The 16,683-nt window shown below is 71.1% G+C and carries 14 protein-coding genes; 8 read left to right on the forward strand and 6 right to left on the reverse strand.

Features of this window, described 5'->3' with window-relative positions; genetic code table 11:
- Nucleotides 1-2 precede the first annotated feature (2 nt).
- From kdpA to ACZ60W_RS32815, 3 genes are read left to right on the forward strand one after another with little or no spacing between them, the layout of a single operon-like run.
- Nucleotides 3-1,667: a potassium-transporting ATPase subunit KdpA gene (kdpA, locus tag ACZ60W_RS32805; protein ID WP_469759043.1), complete on the forward strand. Its 1,665-nt coding sequence runs from the start codon at nt 3-5 to the stop codon at nt 1,665-1,667.
- Nucleotides 1,664-3,802, forward strand: a complete 2,139-nt coding sequence (gene kdpB, locus ACZ60W_RS32810) for a potassium-transporting ATPase subunit KdpB (RefSeq protein WP_469759044.1) — start codon at nt 1,664-1,666, stop codon at nt 3,800-3,802. Before kdpA ends, kdpB begins: the two co-directional genes overlap by 4 nt.
- A gap of 5 nt (nt 3,803-3,807) precedes the next feature.
- Nucleotides 3,808-4,479, forward strand: a complete 672-nt coding sequence (locus ACZ60W_RS32815) for a potassium-transporting ATPase subunit C (RefSeq protein ID WP_469759045.1) — start codon at nt 3,808-3,810, stop codon at nt 4,477-4,479.
- Nucleotides 4,480-4,486: 7 nt separating this feature from the next.
- Here the strand turns inward: ACZ60W_RS32815 and ACZ60W_RS32820 are convergent, their stop codons facing one another.
- On the reverse strand, nt 4,487-5,635 hold the full coding sequence (locus ACZ60W_RS32820; protein ID WP_469759046.1) for a winged helix DNA-binding domain-containing protein: 1,149 nt from the start codon (nt 5,633-5,635) through the stop codon (nt 4,487-4,489).
- Nucleotides 5,636-5,791: 156 nt separating this feature from the next.
- On the opposite strand from ACZ60W_RS32820, the gene ACZ60W_RS32825 reads away from it, so the two are divergent.
- The 3 genes from ACZ60W_RS32825 (at nt 5,792) to ACZ60W_RS32835 (ending at nt 9,208) form a co-directional block, all read left to right on the forward strand.
- The gene (locus tag ACZ60W_RS32825; RefSeq protein WP_469759047.1) at nt 5,792-6,658 is read left to right on the forward strand and encodes a hypothetical protein; all 867 of its coding nucleotides are present in this window, start codon (nt 5,792-5,794) and stop codon (nt 6,656-6,658) included.
- Between the two features lie 131 nt (nt 6,659-6,789).
- Nucleotides 6,790-8,130: an esterase-like activity of phytase family protein gene (locus ACZ60W_RS32830; RefSeq protein ID WP_469759048.1), complete on the forward strand. Its 1,341-nt coding sequence runs from the start codon at nt 6,790-6,792 to the stop codon at nt 8,128-8,130.
- 217 nt (nt 8,131-8,347) lie between these two features.
- Nucleotides 8,348-9,208, forward strand: a complete 861-nt coding sequence (locus ACZ60W_RS32835) for a helix-turn-helix domain-containing protein (RefSeq protein ID WP_469759049.1) — start codon at nt 8,348-8,350, stop codon at nt 9,206-9,208.
- Nucleotides 9,209-9,224: 16 nt separating this feature from the next.
- Here ACZ60W_RS32835 and ACZ60W_RS32840 read toward each other — a convergent pair whose 3' ends face one another.
- The 3 genes from ACZ60W_RS32840 to ACZ60W_RS32850 form a co-directional block, all read right to left on the reverse strand.
- Nucleotides 9,225-10,430, reverse strand: coding sequence for a ParB N-terminal domain-containing protein (locus ACZ60W_RS32840; protein WP_469759050.1), 1,206 nt, complete (start codon nt 10,428-10,430; stop codon nt 9,225-9,227).
- A gap of 171 nt (nt 10,431-10,601) precedes the next feature.
- Nucleotides 10,602-11,435 carry an ABC transporter permease gene (locus tag ACZ60W_RS32845; RefSeq protein WP_469759051.1) on the reverse strand — a complete coding sequence of 278 codons (834 nt, stop codon included), beginning with the start codon at nt 11,433-11,435 and terminating at the stop codon, nt 10,602-10,604.
- A complete protein-coding gene (locus ACZ60W_RS32850; RefSeq protein ID WP_469759052.1) occupies nt 11,432-12,358 on the reverse strand; it encodes an ABC transporter ATP-binding protein in 927 nt (308 codons plus the stop codon). Before ACZ60W_RS32850 ends, ACZ60W_RS32845 begins: the two co-directional genes overlap by 4 nt.
- Nucleotides 12,359-12,613: 255 nt before the next feature.
- On the opposite strand from ACZ60W_RS32850, the gene ACZ60W_RS32855 reads away from it, so the two are divergent.
- Nucleotides 12,614-13,360 carry a gamma-glutamyl-gamma-aminobutyrate hydrolase family protein gene (locus ACZ60W_RS32855; RefSeq protein WP_469759053.1) on the forward strand — a complete coding sequence of 249 codons (747 nt, stop codon included), beginning with the start codon at nt 12,614-12,616 and terminating at the stop codon, nt 13,358-13,360.
- Nucleotides 13,361-13,496: 136 nt separating this feature from the next.
- On the forward strand, nt 13,497-13,973 hold the full coding sequence (locus ACZ60W_RS32860) for a carboxymuconolactone decarboxylase family protein (protein WP_469759054.1): 477 nt from the start codon (nt 13,497-13,499) through the stop codon (nt 13,971-13,973).
- A gap of 118 nt (nt 13,974-14,091) precedes the next feature.
- Here the strand turns inward: ACZ60W_RS32860 and ACZ60W_RS32865 are convergent, their stop codons facing one another.
- Together ACZ60W_RS32865 and rfbB are read right to left on the reverse strand one after the other, a co-directional pair.
- Nucleotides 14,092-15,480, reverse strand: coding sequence for an NDP-hexose 2,3-dehydratase family protein (locus ACZ60W_RS32865; protein WP_469759055.1), 1,389 nt, complete (start codon nt 15,478-15,480; stop codon nt 14,092-14,094).
- A complete protein-coding gene (rfbB, locus tag ACZ60W_RS32870; protein ID WP_469759056.1) occupies nt 15,477-16,457 on the reverse strand; it encodes a dTDP-glucose 4,6-dehydratase in 981 nt (326 codons plus the stop codon). The genes ACZ60W_RS32865 and rfbB overlap by 4 nt, the downstream gene beginning before the upstream one ends.
- Nucleotides 16,458-16,683 lie beyond the last annotated feature (226 nt).

The raw sequence follows: 16,683 nt of genomic DNA on the forward strand, positions 1-16,683 counted from the left end.
AGATGAGTCCCGTCCTCGCTGGAGTCCTCCAGCTGCTCGCCCTGCTCGTCGCGCTCGGTCTGTCCTACCGGCCGCTCGGCGACCACATGGCGCGCGTCTACTCCTCACGGAACCACCTGCGGCCCGAGCGGTGGATCTACCGGGCCGTCGGCGCCGACCCCGACGCCGGGATGCGCTGGCCCGCCTACCTGCGGGGGGTCCTCGCCTTCTCCGCGGTGAGCGTCCTCTTCCTCTACCTGCTCCAGCGGGTCCAGAGCGCCCTGCCCGGCTCGCTCGGCTTCGCGTCGATCGACCCGGACCAGGCGTTCAACACCGCCGCCTCCTTCGTCGCCAACACCAACTGGCAGTCGTACTACGGCGAACAGGCCATGGGCCACGTCGTGCAGACCGGCGGCCTCGCGGTGCAGAACTTCGTGTCGGCGGCCGTGGGCATGGCCGTCGCGGTCGCGCTCGTCCGGGGCTTCGCGCGGTCGCGCACCGGCGAACTGGGCAACTTCTGGGCCGACCTGGTCCGGGGCACGGTCCGCGTCCTGCTGCCGCTCTCCGTCGTGGGCGCGCTCGTGCTCGTCGCCTGCGGCGTGATCCAGAACTTCTCCGGGATCCACGAGGTCGGCCAGTTCACCGGCGGCACGCAGGCGTGGAACGGCGGCGCCGTCGCCTCGCAGGAGGTCGTCAAGGAGCTGGGCACCAACGGCGGCGGCTACTTCAACGCCAACTCCGCCCACCCCTTCGAGAACCCCACCGGGCTGTCCAACCTCTTCGAGATCTACCTGATCCTCCTCATCCCCTTCGCGCTCACCCGCACCTTCGGGCGGATGGTCGGCTCGCTCCGGCAGGGGTACGCGATCCTCGGCACGATGGCCGTCCTCTGGCTCGGCTTCACCGCGCTGATGATGTGGACCGAGTTCGCCGGCCGCGGCCCCGCGTTCGAGCTGGCCGGCGGGGCGATGGAGGGCAAGGAGACCCGGTTCGGGATCGGCGGCTCCTCGCTCTTCGCGGTGGCGACCACCATGACCTCGACCGGCGCCGTGAACTCCTTCCACTCCTCGTACACCGGCTTCGGCGGCGGCCTCACGATGCTGGGCATGCAGCTCGGCGAGATCGCGCCCGGCGGCGTCGGCTCCGGCCTCTACGGCATGCTGATCATGGCGGTCATCGCGGTGTTCATCGCGGGCCTGATGGTCGGCCGCACCCCCGAGTACCTGGGCAGGAAGATCGGCACGCGCGAGATCAAGTTCGCGGCCTGCTACATCCTGATCACCCCGGCGCTGGTGCTCTGCTTCACCGCGGCCTCCTTCGTCCTGGACACCCCGGTGAACTCGACGACCAACTCCGGTGCGCACGGATTCTCCGAGATCCTCTACGCCTACACCTCCGGCGCCAACAACAACGGCTCGGCCTTCGCGGGTCTGAACGCGGACACCCAATGGTTCAACTCGACGATCGGCATCGCGATGCTGCTCGGCCGCTTCCTGCCCATGGTCTTCGTCCTCGCGCTCGCGGGTTCGCTGGCGGAGCAGAAGCCCGTGCCGGAGACGGCGGGCACGCTGCGGACCGAGAAGCCGCTGTTCACGGGCCTGCTGGTCGCCACCATCCTGATCATCACCGGTCTCACCTACTTCCCCGCCCTCGCGCTGGGACCGCTCGCCGAAGGGCTCGCGGCATGACCGACGACCTGAAGAAGCACGAGGACGACATGTCCATCACCACCACTGGCACCAGGGCGCCCCGAAGCGACCCGTCCGGAGGGCACCCGGCCCCGGGGCGGATCGGCGGGGGCCTGTTCGACCCCCGGCAGCTGGTCACGTCCTTCCCCGACGCGATCAAGAAGCTCGACCCGCGCGTGATGATCAAGTCGCCCGTGATGTTCGTGGTGTTGATCGGCTCGGTCGTCACCACGGTGCTCGCGGTGAAGAACCCGGGGGACTGGTTCGGCTGGGCGATCACCGCCTGGCTGTGGCTGACCACGATCTTCGCCAACCTGGCGGAGGCGGTCGCCGAGGGCCGCGGCAAGGCGCAGGCCGACACCCTGCGCAAGGCCAAGACCGACACGGTGGCCCGCCGGATCACCGGCACGGACGAGGAGCGGGTTCCGGGCACCGAGCTGAAGATCGGTGACCTGGTCGTCTGCGAGGCCGGCGACATCATCCCCGGCGACGGTGACGTCGTCGAGGGCGTCGCGTCGGTCGACGAGTCCGCCATCACGGGCGAGTCCGCTCCCGTGATCCGCGAGTCCGGCGGTGACCGGTGTGCGGTGACCGGCGGCACGAAGGTGCTGTCGGACCGCGTCGTCGTGAAGATCACGACCAAGCCGGGCGAGACGTTCATCGACCGGATGATCAACCTGGTCGAGGGCGCGGCACGGCAGAAGACGCCGAACGAGATCGCGCTCGACATCCTCCTCGCCTCGCTGACCATCGTCTTCCTGCTCGCGGTCGTGACGCTGAAGCCGTTCGCGATCTACGCCGGGGCCGACAAGCAGACCTCGCTCATCGTCCTCACCGCCCTGCTCGTCTGCCTGATCCCCACGACGATCGGCGCGCTGCTGTCCGCGATCGGCATCGCCGGCATGGACCGGCTGGTCCAGCGCAACGTGCTCGCGATGTCGGGCCGGGCCGTCGAGGCCGCCGGCGACGTGTCCACGCTGCTCCTCGACAAGACCGGCACCATCACCCTCGGCAACCGCCGGGCCTCCGAGTTCGTGCCGGTCAAGGGCACGACCGCGGCGGAGCTGGCAGACGCCGCCCAGCTGTCGTCTCTCGCCGACGAGACCCCGGAGGGCCGCTCGATCGTGGTCCTGGCGAAGGAGAGGTACGGCCTTCGCGAGCGTCACCAGGGCGAACTGGCGCATGCCACCTGGATCGAGTTCACCGCCCAGACCCGCATGTCGGGTGTGGACGTGGACGGCGAGCGGATCCGCAAGGGCGCGGCCGGATCGGTCGTGAACTGGGTCCGCGAGCAGGGCGGCGAGGTCGCCGACGACGCCGACACCCTGGCCGACCGGATCTCCGAGGCCGGCGGCACGCCGCTGCTCGTCGCGGTCGGGGACGGCAAGGGCGCGCGTGTCCTCGGTGTCATCCACCTCAAGGACGTCGTCAAGGAGGGCATGCGGGAGCGGTTCGACGAGCTGCGCCGCATGGGCATCCGCACGGTGATGATCACCGGCGACAACCCGCTGACCGCGAAGGCCATCGCCGAGGAGGCCGGCGTCGACGACTTCCTCGCCGAGGCCACCCCCGAGGACAAGATGGCCCTCATCAAGCGCGAGCAGGCGGGCGGCAAGCTCGTCGCGATGACCGGCGACGGCACCAACGACGCCCCCGCGCTCGCGCAGGCCGACGTCGGTGTCGCGATGAACACGGGCACGTCGGCCGCGAAGGAGGCCGGCAACATGGTCGACCTCGACTCCGACCCGACCAAGCTCATCGAGATCGTCGGGATCGGCAAGCAGCTCCTCATCACCCGGGGCGCCCTGACGACCTTCTCGATCGCCAACGACGTGGCCAAGTACTTCGCGATCATCCCCGCGATGTTCGCCGTCGCCTACCCGAGCCTCGACAAGCTCAACATCATGGGCCTGACCTCGCCCGAGTCCGCGATCCTCTCGGCCGTCGTCTTCAACGCGCTGATCATCGTCGCCCTCGTCCCGCTGGCGCTGAAGGGCGTGCGCTACCGGCCCTCCGGCGCCGACGCGATGCTCCGCCGCAACCTCGGCGTCTACGGACTCGGCGGCCTGGTCGCCCCGTTCATCGGCATCAAGATCATCGACCTCCTCCTCTCCCTCATCCCCGGAATCGGCTGACCACGATGAACAACTCAGCAGCGAACACCGGCCGCGTGCTCTGGGCCGGCCTGCGCGCCCTCCTCGTCCTCACCGTGATCTGCGGCGTCCTCTACCCGCTGGCCGTCACCGGGATCGCCCAGGTGGCCTTCCCCGGCAAGGCGAACGGCTCCGAAATCACCGACGCGAGCGGCAGGGTCGTCGGCTCCGCGCTCATCGGCCAGAGCTACGACCTGCCCCTCAAGGAGGGCGAGGAGACGCCGGCCCCGGACCTGAGATGGTTCCAGCCGCGCCCGTCCCGCGGCCTCGGCACCAACAGCGTCAACACCCAGTACTCGATCATCCTCTCCGGCGCCACCAACCGCTCCGGCGACAACCCCGAACTGATCCGGTGGGTCGAGGAGGACCGGGCCGCCGTCGTCCGGGACAACTCCGTCCCCGGCCACCCGGTCGCCCCCGCCGACGTCCCGGCGGACGCCGTCACCTCCTCCGGCTCCGGCCTGGACCCGCACATCTCCCCGGCGTACGCCGCACTCCAGGTCCGCCGGGTCGCGGAGCGCAACCGGCTCCCCGTCGCCGCCGTCGAGCGGCTCGTGGCGGAGCACACCGACGGCCGTCTCCTGGGCTTCGTCGGCGAACCGAGGGTCGACGTCCTGCGGCTCAACCTGGCGCTGAGGGAACTCGCCGGGGCGCGCTGACCCGGCCTCAGGAAGGCGGCAGCAGCCGGGACCCGACCGTCGGGACGCCCTTGGCCCACCAGTGGTCGTAGCGGCGGTAGACGCGCGGGTCCCGCTCGGCGATCAGGCGGCCGAGCGCCCCGGCCTCGGCCGCGAGACCGTCCCAGACGGCGGCCGGGAGCGGATGGAAGGGCGCGGCCTCGATCCCGCCGTCGACCGGCCGCCAGACGCCGGCGACGTACCCGTCGACCAGGAGCGTCGGGAGGGTGTCGCCGTTGACGCGGATGACGCGTCCGCGGTAGGCGGGCGGGATGATCCGGGCGCGGTCCTCGAACGCCAGCAGGACGCTGTCCCACATCGCCATCAGCCGCGGCGGCGCGGGCACGTCCTCGTCGGGCAGCGGGCCGCCGGGCACGTCGTACAGGACGACGCCGTCCGGACCCTCCAACCGGTCCAGCGCGCCGTCGAGCGAGGCCACCGCCGCGCGCACCAGGCCCCGGGGCGCCAGCGTGAACCGGGCCATGTCCGCGACGGACGCGGGGCCGAAGCCCTCCAGATAGCGCCGGACCAGGACGGCCAGGCCGGCGGCCGACGCCCCGGGGTCGGCGAGCGCGGGCCGCCGGTCCGCCGTGACGAAGGACTGCGCCGTGCCGAACGACCACGGAGGTCCGGTCGGCGCGTGCCACAGCGGGGCGTACTGCCGGATCATCCGCCAGACCACCGCCTCCACCGGACCGCCGTGCGCCTCCTCCAGACGGGCCCTCATCTCCGCCCCCGTCCGGGCCCGTCCGGCGTAGGCGAGGAGGTCGGGGAGCAGGGCGTCGGCGTCGTCGGCCGTGAAGCCCGCCGCCCTGAACCGCGGATCGTGCAGCCGCGCGCCGCGGACCGTCGGCTCCACCGCCTCCCGGAACACCCGGTAGTCCTCGGCGTGCACCAGGTGCAGCGTGAGCCGCATCAGCGTCGACCGGACGAGGTCGAAGCCGGCCACGGCCCCGTCGACCGCCTCCGGTTCGAAACCCTCCACCCTGTTCCACAGCGCCACGTACGGTGAACCCGGCTGCTGGGCCTGCAGCGCCACCACCCGCCGCACCGCCTCGCGGACGTCGAGGGGTGCGCGGGCGAGGAGCAACTGCCGTGCGAGCGTGGCGCGGTTGAGCGCGCGGGCCGTGATCGTCATGAGCGATTCTCACCCGACGGGGACGCCTCCGGGCAACGCCCGGCGGCCGGAGCCCCCGGCGGCCTGCGCCGCCGAGGGGCGCTGGTCGCCGCCGGTTCACCGGGGGCACGTTCCGGGGTCACGCGGTCCTCACCCGGGGTCGTGAGGATCGGCTGCATGACCTTCACCTCCCGGGCCGGCCGCCCGGCCGCCGCCGCGTCCGCCGTCGCCCTCGCCGCCGCCGTCGCGCTCCTCGCCCCCGCCTCGCCCGCGCACGCCGCCGCCGACGCCGTCCCCGGCTACGAGGTGAAGATCAACCTCACGACGGCGGCGCTCGACTCGGCCCACGCGCCGACCTCGGCGGTGAAGTCGGCCTTCGGGATCACCGGTTCGGCCAAGGCGCGCTCGTACAGCTACTACGACACCGACGGCCTCGCACTCGACGCCGAGGGGTGGAGCGTGCGGCTGCGGCACAAGAGCGGGTCGTCGTTCGAGGAGACCTACAAGAGGCGCTTCCCGGTCACCGGCGGCGACGTGAACGCCGCGCTCACCGCGGCCAACGCCGCCGGCTTCGACAGCACCGACACCGACTACGAGGCCGAGGTCGACTGGGGCTACGCCAAGCAGACCCTCAGCTTCAGCACGGAGAAGAGCCACAGCGCCGGCGGGTACTCCGGCACCGCGATGCCGACGAGCACCACCGGCCGCGGCTGGCTCGTCGACGACATCCCCGGCAAGCTGGAGGACTGGGGCAGCACCGACTGGGGCAGGACCACCCTCCAGGGCTCCCGCGCCCACGGCCCGGTCACCGCGAAGGTGTACGGCGGCGCCTGGGGCGCCTCGGACGACGCGAGCATCGAGGTGCTCCCGGTCGTCGGCGCGGGCGGGACGGGCACCGAGTACGTCGTCGAGCTGTCCTTCAAGACCGACTCCGCCTCCGACGCCGCCGACCTCCACGCGGACGCCATCGCCGTCGCCGAGGCCAACGGCTGGCTCTACCACGGCGACATCCTCAAGACCCAGCTCATCCTCGACCGCTACTAGGCGGTTTCCGGACACGCGCGTTCACCCAGGGCTCGCCCCGACGTCGTGAACGCGTTGCCCGGAGTTGCGCGCAGGACTGGACCATGGGGCCGCCCTCACCGGCGACTTTCCATGCACTCCAGGGAGTTCTGATGAATCCGCGCCTCCTGCGTCGGCCCGCCCGCGTCGTCCTTCCGCTCTCCGCCGCGCTCGCGCTGTCGGTGATCGTGGGGACGGCCGACGCGACGCCGGCGCACCACGGCTCCGCCGCGCCCAGGGTCGTCTCCACCGCGACGCTGCCCGACATCCCGCTGGCCGCCTTCAGCAACCGGCTGGTGCCCGGCAGCGTCCAGGACGACCGGGGCGTCGACCTCGGCGGCATCGGCAGCGACCTGTACCCGGCCGAACGGCGCGGCGAGTACTGGACGGTGACCGACCGCGGACCCAACGGGCAGATATCCGTCGGCAAGGACAAGCGGCGCACCTTCCCCGTCCCCGGCTTCGACCCGGCGCTCGTGAAGATCCGTGCCGCCGGCGGCCGGATCCAGGTCCTGACGTCGATCCCGCTCACCACCGCGTCCGGCGCACCCGTCACCGGGCTGCCCAACCAGCCGGGCCGCGACGAGGCCCCGTACACCTACGACGCCTCGACGCCGCTCGGGTACAACCCCGACGGCCTGGACACCGAGGGCGTCGTCCGGGACCGGGACGGCAGCTTCTGGCTCGTGGACGAGTACGGGCCCTCGCTCGTGCACGTCTCCGCCCAGGGCCGGGTGCTCGCCCGGCACGTCCCCCGGGGCCTCGGACTGACCGGCGCCGACTACCCGGTCGTCGAGTCGCTGCCCTCCCTCTTCCTCCAGCGCAAGATCAACCGCGGCTTCGAGGGGCTCGCCCTGCTGCCCGACGGCGACCTCGTCATGGCCCTGCAGAGCCCGCTGCTCAACCCGGACAAGGTCGCCGGCGAGGAGTCCCGCACCACCCGGCTGCTCCGCTTCTCGCCCCGCAAGAACCGCGTCACCGCCGAGTACGCCTACCGCTTCGACGCCGTCGGCGACGTCGAGCCCGGCCAGACCAAGACGTCCGAGCTGAAGATCTCCGCGCTCGTCGCGCTCGGCGGCGACCGCCTCCTCGTCCAGGAGCGCACCGACAAGGCCGCCCGCGTGTACGAGGTGCGCCTGCGCCGCGGCTCCGACATCCTCGGCTCCTCCTGGGACACCGCCGCCACCCCCACCCTGGAGCAGCTCGACGACCGGGGCGCCGCCGCCGTCCCGGTCCTCGCCAAGCGCCTGGTGGTCGACCTGAACAAGGTCCCCGGCGTCCCCGGCAAGATCGAGGGGATCGCCCTCGAAGGCTCCTCCACGCTGGTCCTGCTCAACGACAACGACTTCGGCATGAGCGACGGCCCCGCGGCCTTCGACGCGGCCGGCCGGCTCGTCGACAGCGACGTGGAGACCACCCTCGTACGCGTGCGCCTCGACCGTCCCGTCCGCTGATCCACCGCTTCGCGAGAAGACCCGTGCCCCGGCCCTCCACGGCCGGGGCACGGGTCTTCTCGCGCAAGGAGGACGGGTCCCGCCGCCAGCCAACAGGAAGCGACCGATCCGTGCAAATCCGGTGAACAAAACTCGACCGGTTCACTAGCGATACACGAGCCCGTCGCGATATCCGGGGACCACACTGCTGCGTGGGTCGACACGTAGTGAGGTGCATATGGATACAGCAGTGGAAAGGGCGATCGAGTGCATCCGGGAGCGTTACGGCGAACCGCTGACCCTCACGGAGATCGCCGAAAGCGCTCTGCTCAGCCGTTTCTATTTCACGCGGCTCTTCAAAGAGGAGACCGGGCTCACGCCCGGCAGATTCCTGGCCGCGATCCGTATCTACCAGGCGAAGCGGCTCATCGAGACGACGTCGATGAGCATCACCGACATCTCCTACGCGGTCGGCTACAACAGCCTGGGTTCCTTCACCAATTCCTTCACGGCCAGCGTCGGCGTCTCACCGAGCCGGTTCCGCCGGCTCGCGCGGGACGGGGGAGAGGCCCTGCCCGTCCCCGAGCAGACGGCGTGGACGGGCTACGGCACGATCGCGGGCACCATCAGCCTGCCCGCCGGACACGGCAACGCCCGGGTGTTCCTGGGGGCCTTCGGTACGCCGATCGTGCAGCACCCGTCGGTCGCCTCGGGCGTCATCGACGTGCCGAGCGGACGGCCGTCCTGCTACTCGCTGAAGAACGTCCCCGAGGGCAGCTGGTACCTGCTCGCCGTGGCGGTCGCCGACGGACTCGGCGCCGAACCCGGCACGGAGCGGACCCCGCTCGTCGGGGGGCACGGGCCGAGGACCGTCACCGTCACCGCCGACACCGTCACCAGCGCCGCGGTACGGCTGCGCCCGGCCAGGCCGGCCGACCCGCCGGTCCTGCTGGCGCTGCCCGAACTCGAACCCCCGGCCGACGTCGTCCCCCCTCCGGGGTGCGTCTCGGTCGGACCGGCCCCGGAGACGGGCGGTCGGCGCCAGGCCGCGGGCCACCTCAGGGTGGCGTCCGCGGCACCGGCGCCGACGGCCTCGTGAGCACGGGGCAGCGGGGTCAAGGAACCATGTCCTGCTTGGTCTTGAGCTGCTCGGCCAGAAGGCTCCACTCCCGGCTGATGCGCTCGGCGATCGGCGCGATGACACCGAGCCAGTGCGGCGGGACGGCGTCGACCAGCTCGCGCCAGTCCTCGTCGGGGTCCGTGGCGTGCAGCTGCATCCAGCGGAGGAACTCACGGCCGCCCGCGTTGTACCGGATGGCGGGATCGGTGGCCATCTTGGCCGCCACCGTCGCCCACGCGGGCGGCGCCTCGGTGTGGTTGCGGCGCGGGGCGGGCGCCGCGTCGGGGTGCGGGGCCACCCGCAGCGGTCCGCGGGCCGTGCCGCACGCCGCCGCGCCCGACGGCCGGAGCGGCTCGCCCGGATGGCGGACCGTCTGCCGCACGGTCGGCACCGACTGCACCGCGGGGACGACCTGTACGGGCCGTACGGACTGCACCGACCGCACGGGCTGTACCGGCTCCGGCCGCGCGGCCGGCGTCTGGCGTCCGTCCCGCTCGGGGCTGTCACCCCGGCGGAGCCGCGCGCTGACGTCGTGGACCGTGCCCAGCGACACGTCGGTCTCCCGCGCCACCTGACGCAGCGGGGCGTTGGGGTGGGCGGTGATGTACTCGGCGGCCCGCCGCCGGCCCTCGCCCGCGTCCACCGGACGGCGCCTGCCGTCCCGGCCGATGCGCTTGCCGTCCAGCGGCGCGCCGTCCGACGACCGGTCGCGCAGCGACGCGATCGTCTTGGCGCTCAGCCCGGTGATGCCGGCGATGGCCCGGTCGGACCAGTCGGGGTGGGAGCTCAGGACGCGCTGCGCCCCGGACACCCGGTCGGCCTTCGACAGCGGGAGCCCGTGCGAGCCGTTCGCCTTCATGGCGATGACGAGCGCCTCGGAATTGGAACAGTCGAGGAAACGGGCCTTGATGCTGACATCGCCGCGGAGCCTCGCGGCCTCCAGGCGGTGCAGACCGTCGATGATGCGGTAGCCGTCCATCTGGACCAGAATGGGCGGGAGTTCCGCCGATCCCGCCGCGTCGACGAGAAGCTGGATGTGAGCGGCGTCGGTACCGCTCTGGCGCAGGGAGACGCCGGGCGACAGCGCACTGACGGGTACGTCGCGTGCCGGCAGTTTCTCGAAGTTCTTGAGATCGAATTCGCTGCGGGTCGCTGCTTCGGTGCTCTCCGATCTGACGGGGCTGAACGCACTCGTGATCAAGACGGCTTGCCCACTGCTCTGAGCCATTCCCTTCACTCCCTTTCTGCTGCCGCTGCCGTCGAGCGTCGCAGGGGGGTCTTCAGGCCCAGTCGAGGAAAGGTGGACACCGCCTGGAAACACGACACCGCGGGTACCAGCCGGTTCGGCGGGCACCCGCGGTGTTCGGGTGGGTCAGGCGTCGCGGCGGCGCAGCAGCACGGCGGCGACCGCGAGCAGGACCGCGGTCCAGAGCGCGAGCACCCCGAGACCCTGCCACGGACCGAGCAGGTCGTCCACGCGGGAGTGCTGCTGGGTGACGAGGAAGCCGGCCTCCGTGGGGAGGTAGGCGTGCACGTGCTCACCGACGGTACCGGGCAGCAGCCTGGCCATCGGCGCGAGCACCAGGACGAACGCGATGACGCCCGTGATGCTCGCCGCGGTGTGGCGGATGATCGCGCCGACCGCGAGGGCGAACAGGCCCAGCAGCGACAGGTAGAACCCGCAGCCGACGACGGCCCGCAGCACGCCCGGGTCGCCCAGGGAGACGGGCGCCTTGCCGTCGAGCATCGGCGCGCCGATGAGGAACGAGCCGAACGCGGTCACCTCGCCCACGGCGAGGACGAGGAGTCCGAAGACGGCCGCCTTCGCCAGCAGCACCGGCGTCCGCTTGGGCACCGCGAGCAGGCTGGCCCGGATCATGCCCGTCGAGTACTCGGAGGCGATGACCATCGCGCCCAGCACGCAGACCGCGAGCTGGCCGATCAGGATGCCGCTGCCGAGGATGGTGCCGGTCGGGTCGAGGCGCATGGCCTCCTGCTGCGCCGGATCGGTCTTGTCCCAGTTCGCGACGCCCATCTGGATGAAGAGCGCCGTGAAGACGAAGGTGACCACGACCAGGATCGCGAGCGACCAGACCGTGGAGCGGACGGAGCGGATCTTCGTCCACTCCGACAGCATCAGCCGCCCGAAGGTCGGCTTGTGGGCGCCCGTGACGGGGACGGTCGCGGGTGCGGTCGCGGTGGTCACTTGACACCTCCGGCGGTGCGCAGGCCGGCGTCGTACTCGACGGCGTCCTTGGTCAGTTCCATGAAGGCGTCCTCCAGCGAACCCCTGCGGGTGGAGAGCTCGTGGAGCACCAGCCCGCCTCCGGCGGCCAGTTCGGCGATGCGGGGGGCCTCGATGCCGACGACGTCCAGGTCGCCCTCCTCGGTGTCGGTGACGGTGCCGCCGTGGCTCCGCAGGAGCGCGGCGAGCCGTTCCCGGTCAGGGGTCCTGATCAGGACCGACTGCTCGGTGCTGCGCTCGATGAACTCCTGGGTGGAGCAGTCCGCGACGAGCCGGCCGCGCCCGATGACGATGAGGTGGTCGGCCGTGACGGCCATCTCGTTCATCAGGTGGCTGGAGACGAAGACCGCGCGTCCCTCGGCGGCGAGGGACTTCATCAGGTTCCGGATCCAGAGGATGCCCTCCGGGTCCAGGCCGTTGACCGGCTCGTCCAGGACCAGCGCGGCCGGGTCGCCCAGCAGGGCGGCCGCGATGCCGAGCCGCTGCCCCATGCCGAGCGAGAAGCCGCCGGCCCGCTTGCGGGCCACCGGCGTCAGGCCGACCTGGTCGATGACCTCCTCCACCCGGCGTCTGCCGAAGCCCTGGGTCTGGGCCAGGCAGAGCAGGTGGTCGTAGGCGCTGCGGCCGGTGTGGACGGCCCGTGCCTCCAGAAGGGCGCCCACCACCCGCATCGGCTGCGGAAGGTCGCTGTACCGCACGCCGTTCACCGTCGCCTCGCCCCCGTCGGGGCGGTCGAGGCCGAGGAGAAGTCTCATGGTGGTGGACTTCCCCGCGCCGTTCGGGCCCAGGAAGCCGGTGACGCGACCGGGCTCGACCGTGAACGAGAGCCCGTTCACAGCGGTCTTGTCACCGTAGCGTTTGGTGAGGTTCTTGGCTTCGATCATGGGTTACCTCATTTGGTCTGCGAGAGATTCTTGAGCAGGGGGTGGCACACTCCCCGCACACCTTGGTACCAGGATCGAATTGTGTTCAGTAGGCCCCTACGGGGCCCCCGTTGAACGATGGTCTCGGTTTTTCCCACGTGGCAATTTTGATCGGGCCGGCCGTTCGGGCCGGCGCCTGTTCCATCTGCTCGATTTCCTCAGTTGAACGGCAGTCGACGGAACCCACCGGAACCCACGGAACCCATGAGGGTGGTCATGAATTCAGACGTGAACGGTCCGGCGGCCGCCGCCGGCCGCCCGGTCATCGGGATCTGCGCGAGGACCGCGCCGGTCACGCTCCAGGGCAGCGACATGCTCGTCAGTCTCGCCCTCCAGGCGCACGTCGCCTACCTGTCCCAGGCGGGCGCCACGCCCCTGCTGATCCCGCTGCTGCCCGGCTCGGAGGGGCTCGTCGACCGCATCGACGGCCTGCTCGTCCCGGGCGGCCCGGATCTCGATCCGGCGCTGTACGGTGAGACCGCCCACCCGGTGACCCGGGCCATGAGCCCGGATGCCGACCGGGCCGAACTGGCCCTGGTCCGGGCCGCTCTGGAGGCCCGCCTCCCGGTCCTCGCCATCTGCCGCGGGATGCAGCTGCTCAACGTGCTGCACGGCGGCAGCCTGCACCAGCACCTGCCCGAGATCACGGGTCACGACGAGCACCAGCCGCGTACTCCCACGTTCACGCTCGGCCGCCACCCGCTGAAGCTCACGCCCGGCAGCCGGATCGCCGGCGTCCTCGACGAGGACGAGCCGGAGACCGCCTGCCACCACCACCAGGCGGTGGACCGGCTCGGTGCCGGCCTCACCGTCACCGGCCGGGCCCACGACGGCACCGTCGAGGCCGTCGAAGTCGCGGACCACCCTTTCGCGATAGGCGTGCAATGGGAGTCCGGACACACCCCCGACACCCGGCTCCACGAAGCACTCGTGCACGCCGCGGTAAGCCGGAAAAGCAACTGATCCGTCGAAATTCGGAATACTTGAGAAAAGGCTGCCCGGTGGGCAAGCTGTTATCTGATCCCGATCCGAAGGAGAATTACAGATGTCGCCGCGGATGCCTAACCCGTCGCTGGTCGTTCCCGATGTTCTGCCGCCCATGCGCGCACTGGTCAAGGCCGTGAACAGCGTCGGTGTGCCGTTGCAGACGCTCGTGCTCATCCACCTGCGGGTGAGCCAGATCAACGGCCGTCCGGTCCAGATCCCTAAGAAGCAGGCCGAGTTCGAGGCCGCGGGGGAGGAGGACCACCGCCTGCCGGTGGTGGAGACCTGGCGCGAGCAGGACTGCTTCACCGACGCCGAGCGTTCCGTCCTGGCGCTGGCCGAGGCCGCCACCCGTATCAACGACCGGGTCGAGCCCGTGTCGGACGAGGTCTGGGAGGAGGCCGCCAAGCACTGGAACGAGGTCGAACTCGGCGCGATCGTCCTCCACATCGGTCTGGTCAACCTGTGGAACCGCGTCAACGTCGCCACGAAGCAGGAGCCCGTGGACTGGCGCATCAACCCCAAGAAGTGGACCCCGATGACGTCCCGTCTCGCGCAGGCCCAGGCGCAGGCCTCGACCTCGTCGTCCTGACTCGCTTTTCTTTCCAGGCATTCGCAATCAGGCCCTGTCCGGTGGAGATTCCACCGAACAGGGCCTGATGCTTTGTGCGGGATCAGCGGGATCAGCGGGATCAGCGGGATCAGCGGGATCAGCGGGAGAGCGGGGTGCGGCCGGCCGCGTTCACGGTGAGCACCGCGAGCAGGGTCCGCGCCTGGACGTTCACGTAACGGCTGTGTCCGGCGAGCCAGTTCAACTGCCCGGCGGTGACCCAGTGGTATCCCGGGGGCGGCACGGCCGGTGTGGTGTCCTCGTCGGTGTCGACGATCAGGTAGCGGCTCTCGGCATCGAGGAACCGGCCGCCCTCCTCGGAGTGGACCGTGGAGTAGCGCACGCGCTCGGGAGCGGCGCCGAGGATCGCGTCCAGGAACGGCGGGCGGTGCTCCGTCGGCAGGTGCGCGTAGTTCTCGGGGACGTACTGCACGGTCGGCGCGAGCTCCGCGGTGTCGAGGAGGCCGCCCTCCACGCGCGCGTGGACGAGGACGTGCGGGACGCCGTCGAACACCCGGCGGGCGAAGGCGACGACCCCCTGGCCCACGGGCTCGATGATCGGCTGGGTCCAGCCGGCGACCTCGCGGCCGGCGCCCTCCACGGAGACCGCCACGACCTGGAAGAAGCGGCCGTCCCAGCGGCGCACGGAGTGCTCGTCGCGCCGCCAGCCGGCGATCTCCCGCAGCGGCATGCGGCGGGTGTGGATGTCCTGGCGGGCCCGCTCGCCCGTGAACCAGGCCAGCAGGTCGGCGTCGGAGGTGAGCGCCCCCACCTCGGGCGGGGCCACGGGGGCGCTCGCCAGGACGGTGCGCGCGTCCATGTTCACCACGTTGTCGAGACGGAGCATCGCCACGATCTGGCCGAGGGTGAGCCAGCGGAAGTCCTCGTCGGCGGGGACGTCGCCGGTGACCTCGACGATCATGTTGCGGTTGCGCTTCCGGTAGAACCAGGCGCCGTGCTCGGACTGCAGGACGTCGGTGAGGACCGTCTCGCGGTCGGGGTCGAGGAAGTGCTCCAGGTACTTCACCTCCGCCCCGCCGTGGGCCTTCGTGTAGTTGCTGCGGGTGGCCTGCACGGTGGGGGAGAGCTGCACCAGGTTCGGGTTGCCGGGCTCCATCTTCGCCTGCATGAGGAAGTGCAGGACGCCGTCGAACTCCTTGGCCAGGATGCCCAGGATGCCGATCTCCGGCTGGACGATGATCGGCTGCTGCCACTCGCCCTCCGGCCGTACGGCGTGCAGTCCCTCGACGGTGAAGAACTTGCCGCTGCTGTGCCGCAGGTCGCCGGTGTCCGGCGCGAAGGACCAGTGGTCGAGCTCGGCGAAGGGGATGCGGCGGATCGCCGTCCCGCAGGTCACCCGGTGGAAGTCCAGCCAGGCGGGCACCTCGGCGGTCGCGATGTGGACGCCCTCGGGGGTCGCCGCGGAGTGCGCGAGGCGCTCGGATATGCCGGCCCGCAGACGCGGGACCAGTCGTGTCTCCACGGTCACGGCCGACCACCGCTCTCCTTGACGGGCTTCCACCACTGGGGGTTGTCGCGGTACCAGGCGACGGTGGCCGCCAGGCCCTCGTCGAAGGAGGTGAGCGGCCGGTGGCCGAGCTCCTCCTCGATCTTGGTCTGGTCGAGGGCGTAGCGCCGGTCGTGCGCCTTGCGGTCGGCGACGTGGTCGATCATGTCGGTGCCGACGCCGCAGAGCTCGACGAGCCGGTGGGCGAGCGTCAGGTTGGGCACGGAGGAGCCGGAGCCGATGTTGTACGCCTCGCCGGCGCGGCCCGCGGTGAGCACCCGCTGGATGGCGCGGCAGTGGTCGTCCACGTGCAGCCACTCGCGGATCTGCTGCCCGTCCCCGTAGACGGGGATGCGCCGTCCCTCCAGGAGGTTGGTGACGGCGAGCGGGATGAACTTCTCGGGGTGCTGGTAGGGCCCGTAGTTGTTGGAGCAGCGGGTGACCGAGAGGTTCAGCCGGTGCGTGCGGACGTAGGCGAGGGCGACGAGGTCGGACGCGGCCTTGGAGGCGGCGTACGGGGAGTTCGGCAGGAGGGGGGACTCCTCGGTCCAGAAGCCCTCGTCGATGGAGCCGTACACCTCGTCGGTCGAGACGTGGACGATCCGCTCGACGCCGACGGCCAGGGCGGCCTCCAGGACGGCCTGGGTGCCCTCCACGTTGGTGCGGACGAAGGCGGCGCCGCTCTGGATGGAGCGGTCCACGTGACTCTCGGCGGCGAAGTGCACCACCGCGTCGTGGCCTTCGAGGACCGAGCGCAGCAGCTCCCGGTCGAGGATGTCGCCCCGGACGAAGGTGAGGCGCGGGTGGGCGGCGGGGAGGTTTGCGCGGTTGCCCGCGTAGGTGAGGAGGTCGAGCACGGTGACGTGCGCGTCCTCGTAGCCCGGGTACCCCCCGTCGAGCATGGTCCGCACATAATGCGAGCCGATGAATCCGGCTCCGCCGGTGACGAGGATTCTCATGAGATCACATCGCATTCGGAATTCAACGGTCGAGGCATGTGGCTAACCCTTTTCGATGAGGGGGGCGGATGGCATGCAATTCACGCTAAAGAAATGCCTGATGAGAGGCATCTTTCAGATTGCGGGTTCAACCGCTGAAAAACCGAAGGGGGCCGGGGGGGGGGGGGGGGGGGGGGGGGGGGACCCCGGTCGTCCTACCCCCATGGGGGACCGGGCGGAAAAGAAA

It is taken from the genome of Streptomyces sp. NPDC104202 (genome assembly GCF_055584185.1).

What these genes read in the sequence shown, in the direction of transcription:
- ACZ60W_RS32860 (WP_469759054.1), top strand. Translation starts at nt 13,497, where the DNA reads ATGCGCGCACTGGTCAAGGCCGTGAACAGCGTCGGTGTGCCGTTGCAG.
- kdpB (WP_469759044.1), top strand. Translation starts at nt 1,664, where the DNA reads ATGACCGACGACCTGAAGAAGCACGAGGACGACATGTCCATCACCACC.
- kdpA (WP_469759043.1), top strand. Translation starts at nt 3, where the DNA reads ATGAGTCCCGTCCTCGCTGGAGTCCTCCAGCTGCTCGCCCTGCTCGTC.
- ACZ60W_RS32830 (WP_469759048.1), top strand. Translation starts at nt 6,790, where the DNA reads ATGAATCCGCGCCTCCTGCGTCGGCCCGCCCGCGTCGTCCTTCCGCTC.
- ACZ60W_RS32815 (WP_469759045.1), top strand. Translation starts at nt 3,808, where the DNA reads ATGAACAACTCAGCAGCGAACACCGGCCGCGTGCTCTGGGCCGGCCTG.
- rfbB (WP_469759056.1), bottom strand. Translation starts at nt 16,457, where the DNA reads ATGAGAATCCTCGTCACCGGCGGAGCCGGATTCATCGGCTCGCATTAT.
- ACZ60W_RS32835 (WP_469759049.1), top strand. Translation starts at nt 8,348, where the DNA reads ATGGATACAGCAGTGGAAAGGGCGATCGAGTGCATCCGGGAGCGTTAC.
- ACZ60W_RS32850 (WP_469759052.1), bottom strand. Translation starts at nt 12,358, where the DNA reads ATGATCGAAGCCAAGAACCTCACCAAACGCTACGGTGACAAGACCGCT.
- ACZ60W_RS32820 (WP_469759046.1), bottom strand. Translation starts at nt 5,635, where the DNA reads ATGACGATCACGGCCCGCGCGCTCAACCGCGCCACGCTCGCACGGCAG.
- ACZ60W_RS32855 (WP_469759053.1), top strand. Translation starts at nt 12,614, where the DNA reads ATGAATTCAGACGTGAACGGTCCGGCGGCCGCCGCCGGCCGCCCGGTC.
- ACZ60W_RS32825 (WP_469759047.1), top strand. Translation starts at nt 5,792, where the DNA reads ATGACCTTCACCTCCCGGGCCGGCCGCCCGGCCGCCGCCGCGTCCGCC.